This window comes from Sphingobacteriales bacterium, assembly GCA_016719635.1.
Classification (GTDB): domain Bacteria; phylum Bacteroidota; class Bacteroidia; order Chitinophagales; family JADIYW01; genus JADJSS01.
Genome location: JADJYT010000004.1, coordinates 35,159 through 51,759 on the forward strand (window position 1 = coordinate 35,159; position 16,601 = coordinate 51,759).

Sequence of the window (16,601 nt, forward strand, 5' to 3'; positions counted from 1 at the left end):
CTTCTGCATTTTTTTGTCTCAGCGGGACCGGGACGCTAAGACCAGAGAGGGGTTGTCAGATAATAAACCAGTCCAAAAATTGCACTAATGCCAATCCAAGTTATCATTCCAATCTTGAAACGATACATTGCCATGAATGAAATAATTGTCCAACCGAGAGTGATATAGTCAAGCCCTGCAAATGAAAAGACCTTTGGAAAAATTACTACTCTGCCAAGATAAATTGTCAAGTTGAGAATTACACCAACAACTGCTGCTGTAACAAGTGCAAGAATTTCTTTTACTCTTTTATTTTCTTGTGTCCGATCCATGATTGGTGCTCCTATAAGAATGAAGAGAAAGCAAGGAAGAAATGTATAAAATGCTGTTGTAACAAGGCCAAGTGTCCCCATTGCAAGTGAACCACCAAAATGATTATGTCCTGCCATAAAACCAACGAAAACAAGAACCATAATTAATGGTCCAGGAGTTGTTTCTCCAAGTGCAAGTCCGTCTAACATTTGTAGGTTGGTCAACCAGTTAAATTTTTCAACACTCACTTGTGCTACATAAGGTAACACAGCATAAGCACCACCAAATGTTACAAACGCTGCTTGTGTAAAAAAAAAGGATAACTTTTTCCAAAACTCAAAGTCGCTCGTCAGAAAGTAAAATGCAATCAAAGGAATTGTCCAAATTAATACTCCAACACTTACTTGTTTCAAAAAACGTAATGGTTTAAAGCCGATATTAGGTATAATCGTGTGCTTATTTATGTAATATTCATTTTCGTCAATTTCTTTTTGATTTGTCCTGTTGTTACTCGTTTGAAATAGTTTTGGGAAGAACTGTCGGGATATTGCTGCTGTAATAATTGCTCCAACTATAATTAGTGGAAACGGAATGTTTAAAAAGAAAATGCAAATGAAAGCGGCACCCGCAACAAAATAGTGAAACGGACTTAGTAAAGATTTTTTGCCGATTTTGATTAGCGCAAGGATGACAATCGCAATTACGGCAGGTTTTAGTCCGCTAAACATTGCAAAAACCCAAGGAAGATTGCCGAATGAAACATAAATTGCACTCAGTCCAAGCAGAATGAACATTGAAGGAAGAAAAAACAATATTCCTGCTGCAAGTCCACCCATAGAGCCATGAAGCATCCAGCCAATGTATGTTGCTAACTGCTGCGCTTCGGGTCCCGGCAAAATCATACAGTAATTCAATGCATGTAGAAATTTACTTTCGCTTATCCATTTTTTTTTGTCCACTAGAAACTCGTGCATTATTGCAATTTGTCCGGCAGGTCCGCCAAAACTTATAAAGCCAAGTTTTGTCCAAAATTTTAATGCTTCTTTGAAAGTCGGTTTCTCCATCCGCACTTTAGTTTATTGTTGCTCGGTTGTTTTTTTAAGGTTGCATATAACTTAGTTATAGAGGAAGTTTTAATCTTAAGAACTTCCTCAAGTCTGCCAATATGTAAATATAGGTGGAATCTTTTTTATTCCTCTTTCCGCTTATTTCTCCTCCACAAACCTCAGCGCTTCTTTCACTTTTTTCTTTTCCAGTGCCAAATCCAGCACTTCGTCCATGGTATCGACATAGTGGAATTTCAGCCCTTTGATGAAATCTGCCGGCACCTCTTCCACATCTTTTTCGTTCTCACGGCACAGGATGATCTCCTTGATGCCGGCTCGTTTGGCTGCCAGTATCTTTTCCTTGATGCCGCCCACCGGCAATACCTTGCCGCGCAGCGTTATCTCACCGCTCAGCGCTGTAAACGCTTTTACTTTGCGTTGGGTGTACAGCGAAGTCAGTGCAGACAATATCGCAACGCCCGCACTAGGCCCGTCTTTGGGTATCGCCCCTTCCGGCACGTGGATGTGCAGGTTCCAGTTCGTGAACGCTTCTTTCGGAATCTGCAGCTCATCCGCTTTGGATTGCAGATAGGTGAACGCCGTATTGAACGATTCTTTCATCACATTGCCCAGGTTCCCGGTAATGGTCAGGTTGCCCTTGCCTTTGCTCACCGTCGATTCGATGAACAGGATATCACCGCCCATGGGTGTCCATGCCAGCCCGATGGCCACGCCGCACGGATTGTTTTCCGAATATTTGTCGTGGTTGTATTTCGGTTTGCCGAGGATGCGGGTAATGTCTTCCACCGTGATAGCCGGATTATAGTCTTCTTCTATTGCCACGCTCTTGGCTACATTCCGCATGATGGAAGCAATGACCCTGTCCAGTTCGCGTACTCCGCTCTCATAGGTATAGTGATGAATCAGGTGCTGGATGGCCTTGTCGTTCAGCTTCACCTGTGATGCTTTCAATCCGTGCGCTTCCCGTTGTTTGCTGACCAGATGTTTTTTGGCGATTTCCGTTTTCTCTTCCATCGAATAGCCGCTCAGGTGGATGATTTCCATCCGGTCGCGCAGGGCGGGCTGTATCTCGCCCAGGTTGTTGGCCGTAGCGATAAACAGCACTTTCGACAGGTCGTATTCCAGCTCCAGGTAGTTATCGTAAAAAGTGGTGTTCTGTTCAGGGTCCAGCACCTCCAGCAGGGCGGAAGACGGGTCACCTCGGTGGTCTTTGCCCACCTTGTCGATTTCATCGAGGATAAAAACGGGATTGGACGACTGCACTTTTTTCAGCGACTGGATGATGCGTCCGGGCATAGCGCCGATATAGGTTTTGCGGTGTCCGCGGATTTCACTTTCGTCATGCAGGCCTCCCAAAGACATGCGCACATATTTTCGGTCCAGCGCCCGTGCGATGCTCTTTCCCAAAGAGGTTTTTCCGACTCCCGGAGGGCCGATGAAACAGAGAATCGGCGATTTCATATCGCCTTTCAGTTTCAGTACCGCCAGGTATTCCAGAATCCTGTCTTTGATCTTATCGAGGCCGTAGTGGTCTTCGTCCAGGATTTTTTTACTTCTTTTTAAATCGAAGTTGTCTTTGGTGGTGTCATTCCACGGCAGTTCCACCATCAGGTCCAAATAGTTCAGAATGACGGAGTATTCCGCCGCTGCCGGGTTGATGCGCTGCAGTTTCCCGATTTCCTTGTCGAAGGATTTGGCAATCGCCGCGCTCCATTTTTTCTCTTTGGCTTTCTCTTTCAGACGGTTCACTTCCTCCTGATACATGTCGCCGCCGAGTTCTTCCTGGATGGCTCGCAGTTGCTGATTGAGAAAATAATCCCGCTGCTGCTTGTCGATATCCGTCCGTGTTTTGTGATGGATATTGGCTTTCAGCTCCTGCAGCTGCAGCTCCTTCGACAGAAATTTCAATACCTGCTGGATGCGCTCATTCGCGTCATTCGTTTCTAATATCTGTTGTTTCTGGTTTAATTCGATATCGAGGTTGGACGTAATGAAATTCGCGAGGAATTTGATGTTGTTGATATTGTTCAGGACAATCTTCGCTTCATTGGGAATGTTGGGCGACAGCTCGATGATCTTATTTGCCATGTCTTTCAGGTTGTCCATCATGGCCTTTTCCTGTTGTTTGTCTGTCATCGGAATATCCGTCAGGTAATCCACTTCCGCTTCGATGATGGGTTCGGATGCAATATTTTGTTGGACGATGAACCGTTTGACACCTTGCAGGATGACCGTGTTGCCGCCGTCGGGCATGGACAGCATCTTGATGATCTTGGCGGTGCAGCCGATAGTGTACAAATCACCCGGCTCGGGTTCTTCCACCTTGATATCGCGCTGCGCGATGACACCGATGTATTTGTTATCCTTATAGGCTTTTTTGACCGCTTTGATGGATTTTTCCCTTCCCACGGAAATGGGAATCACCACACCAGGGAATAATACATTGTTGCGCAACGGCAGTATCTGGAGTTTTTTGGGTAAATGATCGCTGTTGGTGTTATCATCTTCTTCTATGGACAACAAGGGCACCATTTCCACATCCTCTTCGATAATATTGGACAATTCAATTTTCTGGAACATACTTAAATATAGTTGAAATTCGACAAAATGACATGAAACCTTATTCCTGATAAGGAATTTTAATAAAGACAAGATGTATGCCGCAGTTTTTATACGGTGGATACATGAAATATTGTCATAATCTCAATTAGTTTTTTAAAACAAATTTTATTCTTACTTTTGCGACTCAGTTTTTGGAAACGTGTCCGAGTGGCTGAAGGAGCACGCTTGGAAAGCGTGTGTATGGGAAACTGTACCGTGAGTTCGAATCTCACCGTTTCCGCCAACAAAAGAGAGGTGCAAATCATTGCACCTCTCTTTTGTTCTCTTGTCTTTGTCGGTATTCTTCACCAATAAAGGCGGTAGGCACCTCTTTTTAATCTTGTCGTATCTGTTATTATATTTTTCCTGTTAACACCCCTCTTGAAATCACGATGCGCTGCACTTCGGAAGTGCCTTCATAAATCTGCGTGATCTTGGCATCGCGCATCAGGCGTTCCACATGGTATTCTTTCACATAGCCGTAGCCGCCGTGTACCTGAACCGCTTCAGTGGTAACCTTCATGGCCACTTCGGAAGCAAATAATTTCGCCGTTGCTGATGCAATCGCATATTCCTGATGCTGGTCTTTCAGCCAGGCTGCTTTATATACTAAAAGGCGGGCAGCTTCTATTTCCGTTGCCATATCCGCCAGTTTGAACTGTATGGCCTGATGATTGGCGATTTCCGTTCCGAATGCTTTACGCGTTTTTGCATATTCAACGGCCAGTTCATACGCACCGGCGGCAATACCCAATGCCTGAGCGGCAATACCGATACGGCCGCCTTCGAGCGTTTTCATTGCAAATTTGAATCCAAATCCGTCTTCACCGATTCTGTTTTCTTTGGGTACTTTGACATCGTTGAACAGCAATGAATGTGTATCCGAAGCACGGATGCCTAATTTATCTTCCTTGGCCCCGATTTCAAAACCCGGCATGCCCTTCTCCACTATCAGCACATTGATACCGCGGTGCCCTTTTTCCGGATGCGTTTGTGCAATGACCAGGTAAGTATCGGCCTTACCACCGTTGGTAATCCAGTTTTTGGTGCCGTTTAATAGATAGTAATCGCCTTTATCCTCAGCCGTTGTTTTTTGAGAGGTTGCATCGCTTCCGGCTTCCGGTTCACTCAATGCGAAGGCACCCAGTTTTTCCCCTTTCGCTAATGGCACCAGATACTTTTGTTTTTGTTCTTCCGAACCGTATTCTTCCAGCCCCCAGCAAACCAACGAATTATTGACCGACATCGCTACCGAGCAGGATGCATCCAGTTTGGAGATTTCTTCCATCGCTATGCAATAGGATAATGCGTCCATACCGCCGCCGCCGTATTTCGGGTCCACCATCATGCCCATAAATCCCAGTTCACTCATCTGTTTCAGAAACTCGGTCGGATGTATCATATCACAGTCGCGTTCGATGACACCCGGTTTCAGCACTTTTTGGGTGAAGTTGCGTGCCATCTCACGTACTTGCAGGTGTTCTTCGGTCAGTTGGAAATCCATATTAGGAGGTTTATTTTGAGAATGCTAAAGTACGAATTTTAATTTTTATTCGATTCAATAATTTTAGTGGTCGAGTAGTCCCCCGGCAACGAGATAATAACCACTTCGGATTCCAAATGGCTGCCAGCAACCGTTTCTTTCTGGTAGTCGCCGCCTTTTACCAAAATATCAGGTTGTACTTGGTGAATGATAGATAACTGAGTTTCCTCTGAAAAGGGAAGGATGTAATCCACTTCTTTAATCTTGGTGAGTTTAGCCATCCGCTTTTCCAGCGGTTCCACAGGCCGGCTGTTGCCTTTCAGCTTTTTTACGGAATCATCGGTATTGACTGCCACGAACAGCATGTCGCCCCGTTTTCTAGCTTCGCGAAGCAGGTGCAGGTGCCCTTCGTGCAGTAAATCAAAGCAGCCGTTGGTAAAGACAATCTTCTTATTCTTTCTGTTAATGGAAGACAGAAAGAATGCAAGATCGGTTATGATTTTTTGTTCAGGCATACTTTGTCAGGTGTTGTTGCCTATGGATGAAAGATTAAACAGGTTCACTTTCTTTATTGTATACGGCAAGGAATATCAAGCTTAAGATTCCGCCTATTATAACGAAGAAAGTCTGAACACTCCAGGAGATCCAGCCGTAAGACAAACCGATAATGGAGGATATGCCGTAAGTGGCCAGCAGTTTTTGCATGGCAATCTGGAAAGCGCCGATTCCGCCTTGGGTAGCCACCATGGCAAAACCACCGAAGAACACGGCAGCCATAGAAGGTACAACCCCAAGATGGGCCGTTTCCTCCAGGCATTTGAATCCGAAGTAAGGCATGAGGATGTAGCAGATGAAGATGCCGAGCGTGTGGAACAGGAACTCCCATTTTCTGTCTAAATCCTTAATGGAGACAAGCCCCTGCCACAATCCTGTCAGTTTTTCTTTTACGACAGCAGCGATTTTCTCAAATCCGTGTTTTTTATTCAGGATAAACAAACCGATAATGACAATAATGGCAAAGGCACCAAAAACAAGGTATTTAACCGGACCGGATTCTTGTGAGGCAGCGGATTGGTTACCACCGAATAATTCTACGAAGAATTCATAAAAACGCTGGTATTCCAGTAAAAGCAATAAGCCGCCGATGATTAAGATGCATACCAGGTCCACCACCCGCTCGAGCACCATTGTTCCGATGGATTTTTCCACGGGCACCTTTTCATATTTGGCAAGGATGCTGCAACGAAGGATTTCACCTAATCTTGGAAATGCCAGATTGGCAAAAAACATAATCATCACCGCTGAAAAGGTATTCCAGTAGTTGGGTTCATAGCCTAAGGGTTTGAGTAATAATCTCCAGCGTTGTGCGCGGAAGAAATTACTGGACAATCCAAAAAATATCAATAATAAGAGCCACCAGTAATTTGCCTTATTAAATGCTTCTGCTATCATCCCTCTTTGTTCGGGAGTGACTCCGCGCAGAGACCAGTATACCAATCCGACCCCCAGCGCTAGGGAGAATGAAAATTTAATGATATTGCCAATATGTTTCTTCATGGGTGTTTTCCGCTTTTACAGATATTAAAAAGTCAAAGATGAAATCTTTGGAGAATCAATCGCATTAAAAATGACGGACGAAAATAGGATTAATTTTTTACTTGCAGGTTGTTTTCATCCACATAAACGGCAGCAGGTGTGAAGATTTTGGCTTCTTCCAGAGTCATCATGCCATAGGCAATGACGATTAATTTATCTCCTAACTGAACCTTACGGGCAGCAGGGCCATTTAAGCAGATTTGTCCGGAGCCGCGTTCCCCTTTGATGACATAGGTTTCAAATCGTTCGCCGTTGTTGATGTTCACCACCTGAACCTTTTCATTAGGTAAGATCCCGGAAGCATCCAGCAGATTTTCATCTACGGTGATGCTGCCCATGTAGTTAAGGTTGGCTTCTGTGACGACTACCCGATGTAGCTTGGCTCTGAAAACGTGTACAAACATATTGAATTGTTGGGTGCAAATTTATGGATATTTGTCCATATATAAATTACGGAAGGATTAAGAATAAGACGGTAGTGGCGTTACGGTAATGTAAAGTATTTAGTTAACTATCAGATTATCAATCAGCCGTATGTTTCCAACTTTGGCAGCTATCAATATCGTGGTGGGTATGTCTTCACTGAATGTTGTAACCGGTTCCAGTGTTTTTCCGTTTACTGCCGCTAAATATTCAATGTTGATTAATTCATCCTGAGACAGCCATGCGTGTTGTTCCCTCAGAAGTTGTTCCAATGGTGTTGTTTTACAATTCTTTTTGATGGTGAACAGCACTGCAGATAACTTAACTGCTGAAATCCGTTCTTCCGGAGACAGGCGCATATTGCGGCTGCTCATCGCCAGTCCATCCTTTTCGCGCATGGTTTCCACAATTTTCAGCAACACGGGAAGCCGGTAATGTTCTATGAGACGGGCAATGACCATGCATTGCTGATAGTCTTTTTGCCCCATCAGCAATACATCCGGCTGGACGATGTCCAACAGCCGTTTCACTACCTGCAGCACCCCCTGAAAGTGACCTGGGCGATGTTGGGCCTCTAAAGTAGTGCCGATAAAACCTAAATCCACGTCCGTTTGCAGGGTTGTACCTTGTGGGTATATTTCCTCGACAGATGGCATAAAAACGGCATCACAGCCGGCTGCCAGCAGCATCTCCAAGTCGTGGTCGATCCGGATAGGGTATTTTTCAAAGTCAGCCTTATCGTTGAATTGGGTCGGATTGACAAAGATACTGCATACCGTACAGTTTGTCTTTGATTTGGAAGCTTCAATCAGTGAAATGTGCCCTTCGTGCAAGGCGCCCATGGTCGGAACGAATCCGACCAGATTTTTGTCCAATCCATTGGTTTCCAATAGGTAATTTTGAAGATCATGAGCTATATGAAAAATCCGCACGCTTATTCTTTTTTTTGTAATTTTTTATAATATGTTCATCTTGTAGCAGAGATGGAGAAAACCGTTCCGAAAGGACTTAATCTCAAGTGTAAAGAATACTTAAAATCAGATTTTCTGTCGGTTTCTTAAACAATTATACCACTTTAAATGCGTACCTTTGCACACTAATTGACCATAATAATTTAAAATTAACGAACAAGCGGCGCATGGAAAAGAAAAAATTGTTGTACGTAACTCAGGAAATGGACCCCTATCTGGTGCTTTCCGAGGCTGGAAATATTGTAAAGAGATTAGCTCCCTATATTAATGATAACGGATTGGAAGTTAGAGTGTTGATGCCCAGATTTGGTCTTATCAACGAGCGTAGAAACCGTCTCCACGAAGTAGTGCGTCTTTCAGGAATTAACATTATCATCAATAATGATGATTATCCGTTGATTATCAAAGTGGCTTCCCTGCCGGGCGCCCGAATTCAGGTGTATTTTTTAGACAATGAAGAGTTTTTCAAAAGAAAAACCGTTTTCAACGACGAGAGCGAAAAATTCTATGATGATAATGCGGAGAGAATGGTATTCTTCTGCAAAGCCACTTTAGAAACCGTTAAAAAGTTCGGCTGGCATCCGCACATCATTCACTGTCATGGCTGGATGACGAGTCTGATTCCGCTGTACATGAGAACACAGTTTGCAAAAGATCCTGTTTTTTCCAATACGAAGATGGTGTACAGCGTTTATGAGAAATCTTTTACGAGTAAGCTGAATAAGAATTTCCTGAAAACATCCCTGATTGGAGATGACATCAAGGAAAAAGATTTGTCCGTGTTCAAGGATTTGACCAGTGAGGCATTGACACTGGGTGGCGTTCAGTATGCCGATGCAGTTGTGCAGGGTTCTGAAAAGATCAAAGACCTGGCGGTATATAAAAAAGCAGCGGGTAAGAAACCTTTCCTTGAACATCAGGATCAGGATAATCTGCTCCAGAAGTATGCAGAGTTTTATCAGAAATTATTATAATCATTCCGTTTCAACAACCATACAGTACAAACAATGAGGAAAATCCATTTACTTTTTTTAGTTGCTCTGCTAACCTTTATATCTGCCTGTAAAAAAGATTCCACCATCGGGGCAGATTTGTTGCCCCCTGAAGATTTGTTGAATGTCCGGTTTACAGATACGTTCTCTTTAAATGCAAAGACGGTATCGGATACGTTCATGAGAACGGATAAGCTGGCTAAAAATTATTTAGGTGTCATCAATGATTCTAAATTCGGCTTCCAGCGTGCGGGCATTGTTATGGAGCTGGATAAGCCTGCCAGTGTATTTGATGATACATTGGGACCCTTTACACTGGATTCAGTGGTTTTGCTTTTAAAATATACCACTGTGTATGGTGATACAACAGTACCTCAGAGTTTTAATGTAAGTACCATATCGAATAAGATAAATGAAACACAGACTTATTATTCCAATACGACTGCCTTTCCGGCAACGAATCTGATTGGTGCTGTCAGCGACTATTATTTCAGTCCAACCAACCGTGTGGTAACGTCTACGTCTGACACAGCAGGTGTCAGCGGTATCCTGAGGATTAAACTTAATTCTTATCTGGGTTTTGCCGTATTGAATCTTGGCCAGAAAACATTACGTGACTCCGCACTATTTAAAAATTCATTTCCCGGGATAATAGTAGAAAATGCTTCCACCTCAGGCAAAGCAATGGCGGAAATTGATTGCGGCAGTATTTACTCCGGAATCGTTATCTACTATAAGGATAAATACAGCAACAAGAGGGAAATGAGACTTTTTTCCAACTTGTTAAAAATTTCTGCAGGTTCCTTATCCAGCAGACAGAACGGCATTAATATCTTTTCCAATACATTCTCTTCCGCCGTTCAGAATGTCATCAGTTCAGGATTGCCGTCTGACTCAGTCAACTATATATTGTCACAATCAGGTACCACCCTGAAGATATCACTGCCTACCATCGGTAATTTAGACAAGGTTGCGGTAAACAGGGCAAGGTTATTGGTAACACAGGTAGAGCAAAACGCTCAAATAGAATTTCAACCGCCTACTTTTATGTTTCTGCTCAAAAGAAACGCTGACGGCTTATTGGATGTTCTGCCGACAGGTGACGGGGTAGGTTTAATCGACTCAACCGGCGTGGATGATTTGGGGAATAAAATCTCCAGATATTCATTTGACATTACAAAATATATTCAGAAAATTTCAAAAGGGGATGAACCTAACACGGATTTGTATGTCGGCTCTTATCGTTCTGCAGGAACAGACGTTACGGTCAATGCCCTGAATACGATTACCAACGGGAATACAGTTAATTTCGGATTTTCACCATCCCGGATCATTGTCGCAGGTCCTAATTATTCAGATTTGAGGTATAAGATGAAATTAAATCTGATTTATACCTTGATTAAATAAATTTATTTTCTTACTTTTTCATTCTAAATTGGTACGTCATTTGCATGATTTTACACTAATTAAACAAATATGTGCGGTATTGTAGGATATATAGGTAAGAAGCAAGCCTTTCCCATCATTATTAACGGACTGAAACGACTGGAATACAGAGGGTATGACAGTGCCGGTATTGCTTTGCTGAGCAGCAGCAATCAGTTAAACATTTACAAAAAGAAGGGAAAAGTGAAAGCACTGGAAGATGTGGCAGCCGGCAATGACGTTTCCGGTACCATTGGTATCGGGCATACGAGATGGGCCACACACGGCGAAGCGAATGATATCAATGCACATCCTCATTTCAATTCCAATGAAAAACTGGCTGTGATACACAACGGCATCATTGAAAATTATTATTCGTTAAAAACAGAGTTACAATCGCGCGGCTATACCTTTCGTTCGGAAACGGATACGGAGGTGCTGGTGCATCTGATTGATGACATCCAGAAGAATGCTGAAGTGGATTTGGTAGAAGCCGTTCGGCTGGCACTCAATGAGGTGATTGGGGCGTATGCCATTGTCGTGATTTCTAAAGACAACCCGGATAAATTAATTTCAGCAAAATTGAGCAGTCCGTTGGTAGTCGGTTTTGGCGACAATGAATTGTTTGTGGCTTCAGATGGTTCGCCGCTCATTGAGCATACCAAAAAAGTATCATATCTGGAAGACGGACAGATGGCGGTCCTGTATGAGAACGGTACCATCGATGTGAAATCCATCAAAGATAATACAACCCATGTTCCTTATATTGATGAACTGCAACTGAAACTGGAGCAGATAGAAAAAGGCGGATTTGATCATTTTATGATGAAAGAAATCCATGAACAGCCTATCGCCATTAAAAACAGTATCCGCGGCCGCATCGACAGCCAACAGTTTTGGGTCAACCTCGGAGGTGTGCGGGAGCATGAGCTGCGATTCAAGAATGCGCAGAAGATTACGATAGTAGCCTGTGGCACCTCCTGGCATTCCGCACTAATCGGCGAGTACCTGATTGAAGACCTCGCCCGTATCAATGTGGAGGTGGAATATGCATCAGAGTTCAGATACAGAAATCCTATCATCACGGAAAACGATGTGGTCATCGCCATTTCACAATCGGGAGAAACAGCCGATACAAAGGCGGCCCTAGAGTTGGCAAAATCGAAAGGAGCTTTAACCTATGGAATCTGCAATGTGGTAGGTTCCAATATTTCCAGAACGACCGATGCCGGTTCGTATACACATGCAGGTCCTGAAATCGGAGTGGCTTCTACCAAGGCATTTACCACGCAGGTAAGCATTCTGATATTGATGGCATTGCAGCTTGCAGAAATTAAAGGCACGTTATCTCAATCCAAATTCCATGAATATATTACAGAGCTGGAAACGCTGCCGGTGAAAATTGAGAAAATTTTAAAGGCGGATTCGTATATACAGGAAATCGCGGAGACCTTTCAGGATGCCACCAATTTCCTGTATCTGGGCAGAGGCTACAATTTTCCGGTAGCGCTGGAAGGAGCATTGAAACTGAAAGAGATTTCCTATATCCATGCGGAAGGATATCCCGCCGCTGAAATGAAACACGGCCCGATTGCATTAATCGATGAGAATATGCCGGTGGTTGTGCTTGCGCCATATACGCAACATTACGAAAAAGTATTATCCAATATAGAAGAGGTCAAAACCCGTAAAGGACAGTTGATTGCCATTGTTACGGAAGGAGATGCAGAAATCAGCAAACTGGCTGAATATGTTATACAAATTCCGGGAACAGTCGAAGCATTCACCCCGATTTTATCTGTCATACCACTGCAGTTACTGGCGTATCATATCGCCGTACTAAGAGGATGTGATGTGGACCAGCCCCGTAACTTAGCTAAATCCGTAACAGTAGAATAATGAGGAATTTTTATTTAGTTGCCTTCCTGACAGCCTTCGCTTTCCTGACATTCGCACAGCCTGTCCCATACAATGTCAACAAGAAGAAATTTCCATTAGGAGAGGATTATCAAAAATTGTTGCCCCTTAAAATAGGTACATGGAAACGCTTTTCCTTCCATGATTTTCTGCCCGGCCAGGAGCGCGGCAGTGTCTATTATCAGCTGGAAAAAAAAGAAATATTTGTTCAGTTTGGAAAGGCGCTCAATCAGGCTAATATGGCCATAGAATGGTCAAAACTTTGCGAAGACGCGATGGATGGGAGGCAGTATAAAGTGCTGCAGCAAAACAATACCAATGTCAATACAAAGTTTCTGCTGATGGAAGGCAAATCCGGATATTATTACGCATGGACGAGAAACCTCTATTATTTCAGCATCCGCACCAAAGTAAAAGCAGACGCGGATGATTTCATGAAAAGTTTTCCATGGTAGTTATTTGAATCGGTATGCTTTATGGTATTTCTTGAATCAGTTATCTGATTTCCCAATCAAAATAAAATCCTTATCTTAGAAAAAACTTTTTCCTAATGACCAATTCTTCTGTTTTTCTTGGCGATAAATTCTACAACCGCGAGCATTTGAATTTTATCCTTTTTGATGTCCTTAATGCAGACGGCATTACGCAGTACGATTACTTTTCCGACCATGATAAGGATGCCTTACAAATGTATATCGATGCTACCGAACAGTTTGCCAAAGAGTACCTGTTTCCGCATCTGGTAGAGATGGACCGGAAACAACCGGAGCTCATCGACGGCAGGATTCGCGTGCATCCCGTCCATCGGGAGATTATGCTGAAGAGCGGAGAAAACGGCTGGATCAGTATCCTTGCATCGAAAGAAGCAGGCGGACTGCAAATGCCTGCCGTGTTCTCAACAGCGGCCAGCTTTATTCTGGGTGCAGCCAATTATTCCGGTTGTGTTTTTGTCGGACTGACGATGGGCGCGGCGCATCTTATCGAAACATTTGCCGATAAAAAATACCATAGGGTGTATTTGCCAAAGATGTTTGCCGGTGAATGGCAGGGCACCATGGCGCTCACAGAACCGGGTGCAGGCAGTTCACTGAGTGATGTGGTGACTACAGCGGAAAAACAAGAGGATGGCACTTATAAGATTCTCGGCCAGAAGATATTCATTTCCTGCGGCGACAGTGATGCCGTGGATAATGTTGTGCACTTGCTGCTGGCGCGTGTGAAAGGTGCACCCGCAGGTACCAAAGGTATTTCCATGTTCATCGTGCCGAGGGAAAGGATTCAGGAAAACGGAAGTTTGGAATGGAATGATGTCACCAGTATCGGCGTATATCACAAAATGGGTTATAAGGGTGCACCGATTGCTCATTTAAGTTTTGGAGAAAATAACGATTGCAGAGGATGGCTGGTCGGTGAGGAAAATAAGGGTTTGTCTTACATGTTTCAGATGATGAACGAAGCGAGGATTTCAGTAGGATTGCACGCCACGTCTATTTCATCCGCAGCGTATTATGCGAGCCTGAAATATGCCAATGAACGTTTGCAGGGAAGGAATATCGCGGAGAAAAATCCGGAGTTGCCTCAAACGCCGATTATCAACCATGCAGATGTGAAACGCATGTTGCTGTTTCAGAAAACATTTATCGATGGCGCCTTGTGCCTGGAATTGCAGTGCAGTTATTTCTCCGATCTGGCGCGTGTCACGGAAGGGGATGGGCAGGAAAAATACCATCTGTTGCTGGAGTTGCTGACGCCGGTGGCAAAATCCTATCCGGCGGAGATGAGTAATTTCTCCACATCCGCAGCGATACAGATTTTTGGCGGGTATGGATTTACGAAAGATTTTATTGCGGAACAATATTATCGCGAAACCAGAATACATACCATCCACGAAGGCACGACCGCCATTCATGGGTTGGATTTGTTGGGAAGAAAGGTGATGATGAAAAACGGCAAAGCCGTAATGTACCTGATGCAGGAAGTGATGGGCGATATTACGAAAGCTAAACAACACGACAATACGAAAACACATGCCGTCACCCTGGAGAAGAAATTAGGTCAGTTGCAGGAGTTGTCCATGCACCTGATGGGCGTAGCGCAGAAAGAAGGTGTGGAGGCGTATTTAAGCGATGCCACGTTGTATCTGGAACTGTTCGGCACGCTGGTGCTGGGCTGGCAGTGGATTAAGATGGCTAACACCTGCAATGAAAGTTCAAGACTGGATGCTGATTTTAAAGACAGCAAATTCTTATGCTGCCATTATTTCTTCGAATATGAATTGCCGAAAGCAGAAGGTTTATTTACCCGACTGGAAAGTACGAACAGGGTAACGGTAGGCATTGACAGCAAATTGATTGATTAATGTTAACCGCGAAGGCCTAAGCGCACTAAGTGTTCTCTGTGTCTTTGAGGTTTTATAAATATAAAACATGACCACACTACAGCAACTATCACTTTATGCAATGGCGTTTTTGTATGCCGGTGCCGGTATCAATCATTTCATCAATCCGAAATTTTATTTAGGCATCATGCCTAAATTTTTCCCGATGCCGAACCTGTTAAATCAGTTGAGCGGTGTTGCAGAGATTATACTGGCTATCGGTTTGCTGGTTGCATCTACCCGGCAAATTTCGGCGTACCTGATTATTGCTATGCTGATTTCTTTCTTTGCTATACACATTTCCCATTTGTTCCAGCCACCTAAACTGGCGATAGGGAAAGAATGGTTCTTGTATGTAAGACTTGCCCTGCAGTTTGTGCTGATTTACTGGGCATGGGCGGTGAGTAAGTATTAATTAAGCAGCATGTCATTTCGAACGGAATGCAATGAAGAGAGAAATCTTCTTGGATTTAACAAGATCTCTCACTGTGTTCGAGATGACAGGTCAGAGTAACGGCTTTCTCAAAATATAATCATTCAGCCAGAACGGGCCGTAGGCGATGTCCGTTTTTTCAAATAATTCAAAACTCATTTTTTTGTAGAAATACATCGCAGGGTTTTTTCGGTTGACATTCAGTTCAAGATGCGTGCAGTTATTCCTGATGCCGATTTTAACAACTTCCTCGATGAGTTTTTTCCCGATGCCGGTTTTCTGTTTATCCGGCAATACATACAATTTTGGAATGTATAGGATTTTATCTTCACGGATTTCATAAGCAATGAATCCGAGTATCTTTTCATTTTCCAGACACATAAGAAATGTTATGCCGTTCTGCATTTGTTCCTTCAGAGCTTCCTCACTGTACATTCGTTCGTACATGTACTCAATCTGTTCCTGCGAAATAATCGGTGCATAGGTTTGTTTCCATGTCGCATCCGCCACGTCAATGATTTTAGGAATATCAGGAATAAATGCAATTCTGATTTTCAGGCTCATGCGGCAAAAATACGATTAAAAATCGTTTCGCATTTAGTTTGACTTTTGCTGCCTAAATCTTTAACTTTACTCCAACTCTGGGGGTGTTCCGTAATCCGGAACTGAGAAATACCCTTTGAACCTGATACAGTTCATGCTGTCGTAGGGAAGGAGTGCATTTCTCACTATTTTCCCCCTGGTAAAATTTATGATAGATTTAATGGATGCTGATTCATCCGGAATATAATTTTTATGGAAATAACAGTCAATAACCAACCCTATCAATTCGAAGCATCCACTACGGTAATGGATGTGCTGGAAAAGTTAGGGTTAGAGGGCAAAACCGGGATAGCTGTTGCCGTCAACGAACAAATCATTTCACACGGCGAATGGCAAAACACCATTTTAAACAATGAAGATAAAATCATCCTCATCGGTGCCGTTGCCGGTGGATAAAATTCTAATTACTATTTACAAATATC

15 protein-coding genes, 1 tRNA gene and 1 riboswitch are annotated in these 16,601 nt (G+C 43.4%); of the genes, 8 read left to right on the forward strand and 8 right to left on the reverse strand.

Features of this window, described 5'->3' with window-relative positions; genetic code table 11:
- Positions 1 to 35: 35 nt before the first annotated feature.
- Positions 36 to 1,355: a chromate efflux transporter gene (gene chrA, locus IPM95_09155; protein MBK9329460.1), complete on the reverse strand. Its 1,320-nt coding sequence runs from the start codon at positions 1,353 to 1,355 to the stop codon at positions 36 to 38.
- Positions 1,356 to 1,496: 141 nt separating this feature from the next.
- Positions 1,497 to 3,938, reverse strand: coding sequence for an endopeptidase La (gene lon / locus IPM95_09160; protein MBK9329461.1), 2,442 nt, complete (start codon positions 3,936 to 3,938; stop codon positions 1,497 to 1,499).
- A gap of 175 nt (positions 3,939 to 4,113) precedes the next feature.
- Here lon and IPM95_09165 point away from each other — a divergent pair.
- A tRNA-Ser gene (locus IPM95_09165) sits at positions 4,114 to 4,203 on the forward strand.
- Between the two features lie 111 nt (positions 4,204 to 4,314).
- On the opposite strand, the gene IPM95_09170 is transcribed toward IPM95_09165, so the two are convergent.
- The 5 genes from IPM95_09170 to IPM95_09190 all read right to left on the reverse strand — a co-directional run bounded on the left by IPM95_09170 (position 4,315) and on the right by IPM95_09190 (position 8,387).
- Complete coding sequence (locus IPM95_09170; GenBank protein ID MBK9329462.1) at positions 4,315 to 5,463, reverse strand: acyl-CoA dehydrogenase; 1,149 nt, start codon at positions 5,461 to 5,463, stop codon at positions 4,315 to 4,317.
- Between the two features lie 38 nt (positions 5,464 to 5,501).
- Entirely contained in the window at positions 5,502 to 5,957 is a 456-nt protein-coding gene (locus IPM95_09175) for an adenylyltransferase/cytidyltransferase family protein (protein ID MBK9329463.1), read from the reverse strand.
- 34 nt (positions 5,958 to 5,991) lie between these two features.
- Positions 5,992 to 6,999 (reverse strand): flippase-like domain-containing protein, encoded by a 1,008-nt coding sequence (locus IPM95_09180; protein MBK9329464.1) that lies wholly within the window; start codon positions 6,997 to 6,999, stop codon positions 5,992 to 5,994.
- Between the two features lie 89 nt (positions 7,000 to 7,088).
- Entirely contained in the window at positions 7,089 to 7,442 is a 354-nt protein-coding gene (locus tag IPM95_09185; protein MBK9329465.1) for an aspartate 1-decarboxylase, read from the reverse strand.
- Positions 7,443 to 7,541: 99 nt separating this feature from the next.
- On the reverse strand, positions 7,542 to 8,387 hold the full coding sequence (locus IPM95_09190; GenBank protein ID MBK9329466.1) for a pantoate--beta-alanine ligase: 846 nt from the start codon (positions 8,385 to 8,387) through the stop codon (positions 7,542 to 7,544).
- A 212-nt stretch (positions 8,388 to 8,599) separates the two neighbouring features.
- On the opposite strand from IPM95_09190, the gene IPM95_09195 reads away from it, so the two are divergent.
- From IPM95_09195 to IPM95_09220, 6 genes are all read left to right on the forward strand, one after another.
- Positions 8,600 to 9,406, forward strand: coding sequence for a glycogen/starch synthase (locus IPM95_09195; protein MBK9329467.1), 807 nt, complete (start codon positions 8,600 to 8,602; stop codon positions 9,404 to 9,406).
- Positions 9,407 to 9,439: 33 nt separating this feature from the next.
- Positions 9,440 to 10,831: a DUF4270 family protein gene (locus IPM95_09200; GenBank protein MBK9329468.1), complete on the forward strand. Its 1,392-nt coding sequence runs from the start codon at positions 9,440 to 9,442 to the stop codon at positions 10,829 to 10,831.
- Positions 10,832 to 10,900: 69 nt separating this feature from the next.
- A complete protein-coding gene (gene glmS, locus IPM95_09205; GenBank protein MBK9329469.1) occupies positions 10,901 to 12,748 on the forward strand; it encodes a glutamine--fructose-6-phosphate transaminase (isomerizing) in 1,848 nt (615 codons plus the stop codon).
- On the forward strand, positions 12,748 to 13,221 hold the full coding sequence (locus tag IPM95_09210) for a hypothetical protein (protein MBK9329470.1): 474 nt from the start codon (positions 12,748 to 12,750) through the stop codon (positions 13,219 to 13,221). Before glmS ends, IPM95_09210 begins: the two co-directional genes overlap by 1 nt.
- A gap of 95 nt (positions 13,222 to 13,316) precedes the next feature.
- Entirely contained in the window at positions 13,317 to 15,125 is a 1,809-nt protein-coding gene (locus IPM95_09215; GenBank protein ID MBK9329471.1) for an acyl-CoA dehydrogenase, read from the forward strand.
- Positions 15,126 to 15,225: 100 nt separating this feature from the next.
- Positions 15,226 to 15,558, forward strand: a complete 333-nt coding sequence (locus tag IPM95_09220; GenBank protein ID MBK9329472.1) for a hypothetical protein — start codon at positions 15,226 to 15,228, stop codon at positions 15,556 to 15,558.
- A gap of 90 nt (positions 15,559 to 15,648) precedes the next feature.
- On the opposite strand, the gene IPM95_09225 is transcribed toward IPM95_09220, so the two are convergent.
- Entirely contained in the window at positions 15,649 to 16,140 is a 492-nt protein-coding gene (locus IPM95_09225) for a GNAT family N-acetyltransferase (protein MBK9329473.1), read from the reverse strand.
- Between the two features lie 69 nt (positions 16,141 to 16,209).
- Positions 16,210 to 16,306, forward strand: a riboswitch (TPP riboswitch).
- A gap of 65 nt (positions 16,307 to 16,371) precedes the next feature.
- Between IPM95_09225 and thiS the strand changes: the two genes are divergently transcribed.
- The gene (thiS, locus tag IPM95_09230) at positions 16,372 to 16,575 is read left to right on the forward strand and encodes a sulfur carrier protein ThiS (protein ID MBK9329474.1); all 204 of its coding nucleotides are present in this window, start codon (positions 16,372 to 16,374) and stop codon (positions 16,573 to 16,575) included.
- Positions 16,576 to 16,601 lie beyond the last annotated feature (26 nt).

What these genes read in the sequence shown, in the direction of transcription:
- IPM95_09200 (MBK9329468.1), top strand. Translation starts at nt 9,440, where the DNA reads ATGAGGAAAATCCATTTACTTTTTTTAGTTGCTCTGCTAACCTTTATA.
- IPM95_09195 (MBK9329467.1), top strand. Translation starts at nt 8,600, where the DNA reads ATGGAAAAGAAAAAATTGTTGTACGTAACTCAGGAAATGGACCCCTAT.
- IPM95_09170 (MBK9329462.1), bottom strand. Translation starts at nt 5,463, where the DNA reads ATGGATTTCCAACTGACCGAAGAACACCTGCAAGTACGTGAGATGGCA.
- glmS (MBK9329469.1), top strand. Translation starts at nt 10,901, where the DNA reads ATGTGCGGTATTGTAGGATATATAGGTAAGAAGCAAGCCTTTCCCATC.
- IPM95_09215 (MBK9329471.1), top strand. Translation starts at nt 13,317, where the DNA reads ATGACCAATTCTTCTGTTTTTCTTGGCGATAAATTCTACAACCGCGAG.
- lon (MBK9329461.1), bottom strand. Translation starts at nt 3,938, where the DNA reads ATGTTCCAGAAAATTGAATTGTCCAATATTATCGAAGAGGATGTGGAA.
- IPM95_09175 (MBK9329463.1), bottom strand. Translation starts at nt 5,957, where the DNA reads ATGCCTGAACAAAAAATCATAACCGATCTTGCATTCTTTCTGTCTTCC.
- IPM95_09210 (MBK9329470.1), top strand. Translation starts at nt 12,748, where the DNA reads ATGAGGAATTTTTATTTAGTTGCCTTCCTGACAGCCTTCGCTTTCCTG.
- chrA (MBK9329460.1), bottom strand. Translation starts at nt 1,355, where the DNA reads ATGGAGAAACCGACTTTCAAAGAAGCATTAAAATTTTGGACAAAACTT.
- IPM95_09220 (MBK9329472.1), top strand. Translation starts at nt 15,226, where the DNA reads ATGGCGTTTTTGTATGCCGGTGCCGGTATCAATCATTTCATCAATCCG.
- IPM95_09185 (MBK9329465.1), bottom strand. Translation starts at nt 7,442, where the DNA reads ATGTTTGTACACGTTTTCAGAGCCAAGCTACATCGGGTAGTCGTCACA.
- IPM95_09225 (MBK9329473.1), bottom strand. Translation starts at nt 16,140, where the DNA reads ATGAGCCTGAAAATCAGAATTGCATTTATTCCTGATATTCCTAAAATC.
- IPM95_09180 (MBK9329464.1), bottom strand. Translation starts at nt 6,999, where the DNA reads ATGAAGAAACATATTGGCAATATCATTAAATTTTCATTCTCCCTAGCG.
- thiS (MBK9329474.1), top strand. Translation starts at nt 16,372, where the DNA reads ATGGAAATAACAGTCAATAACCAACCCTATCAATTCGAAGCATCCACT.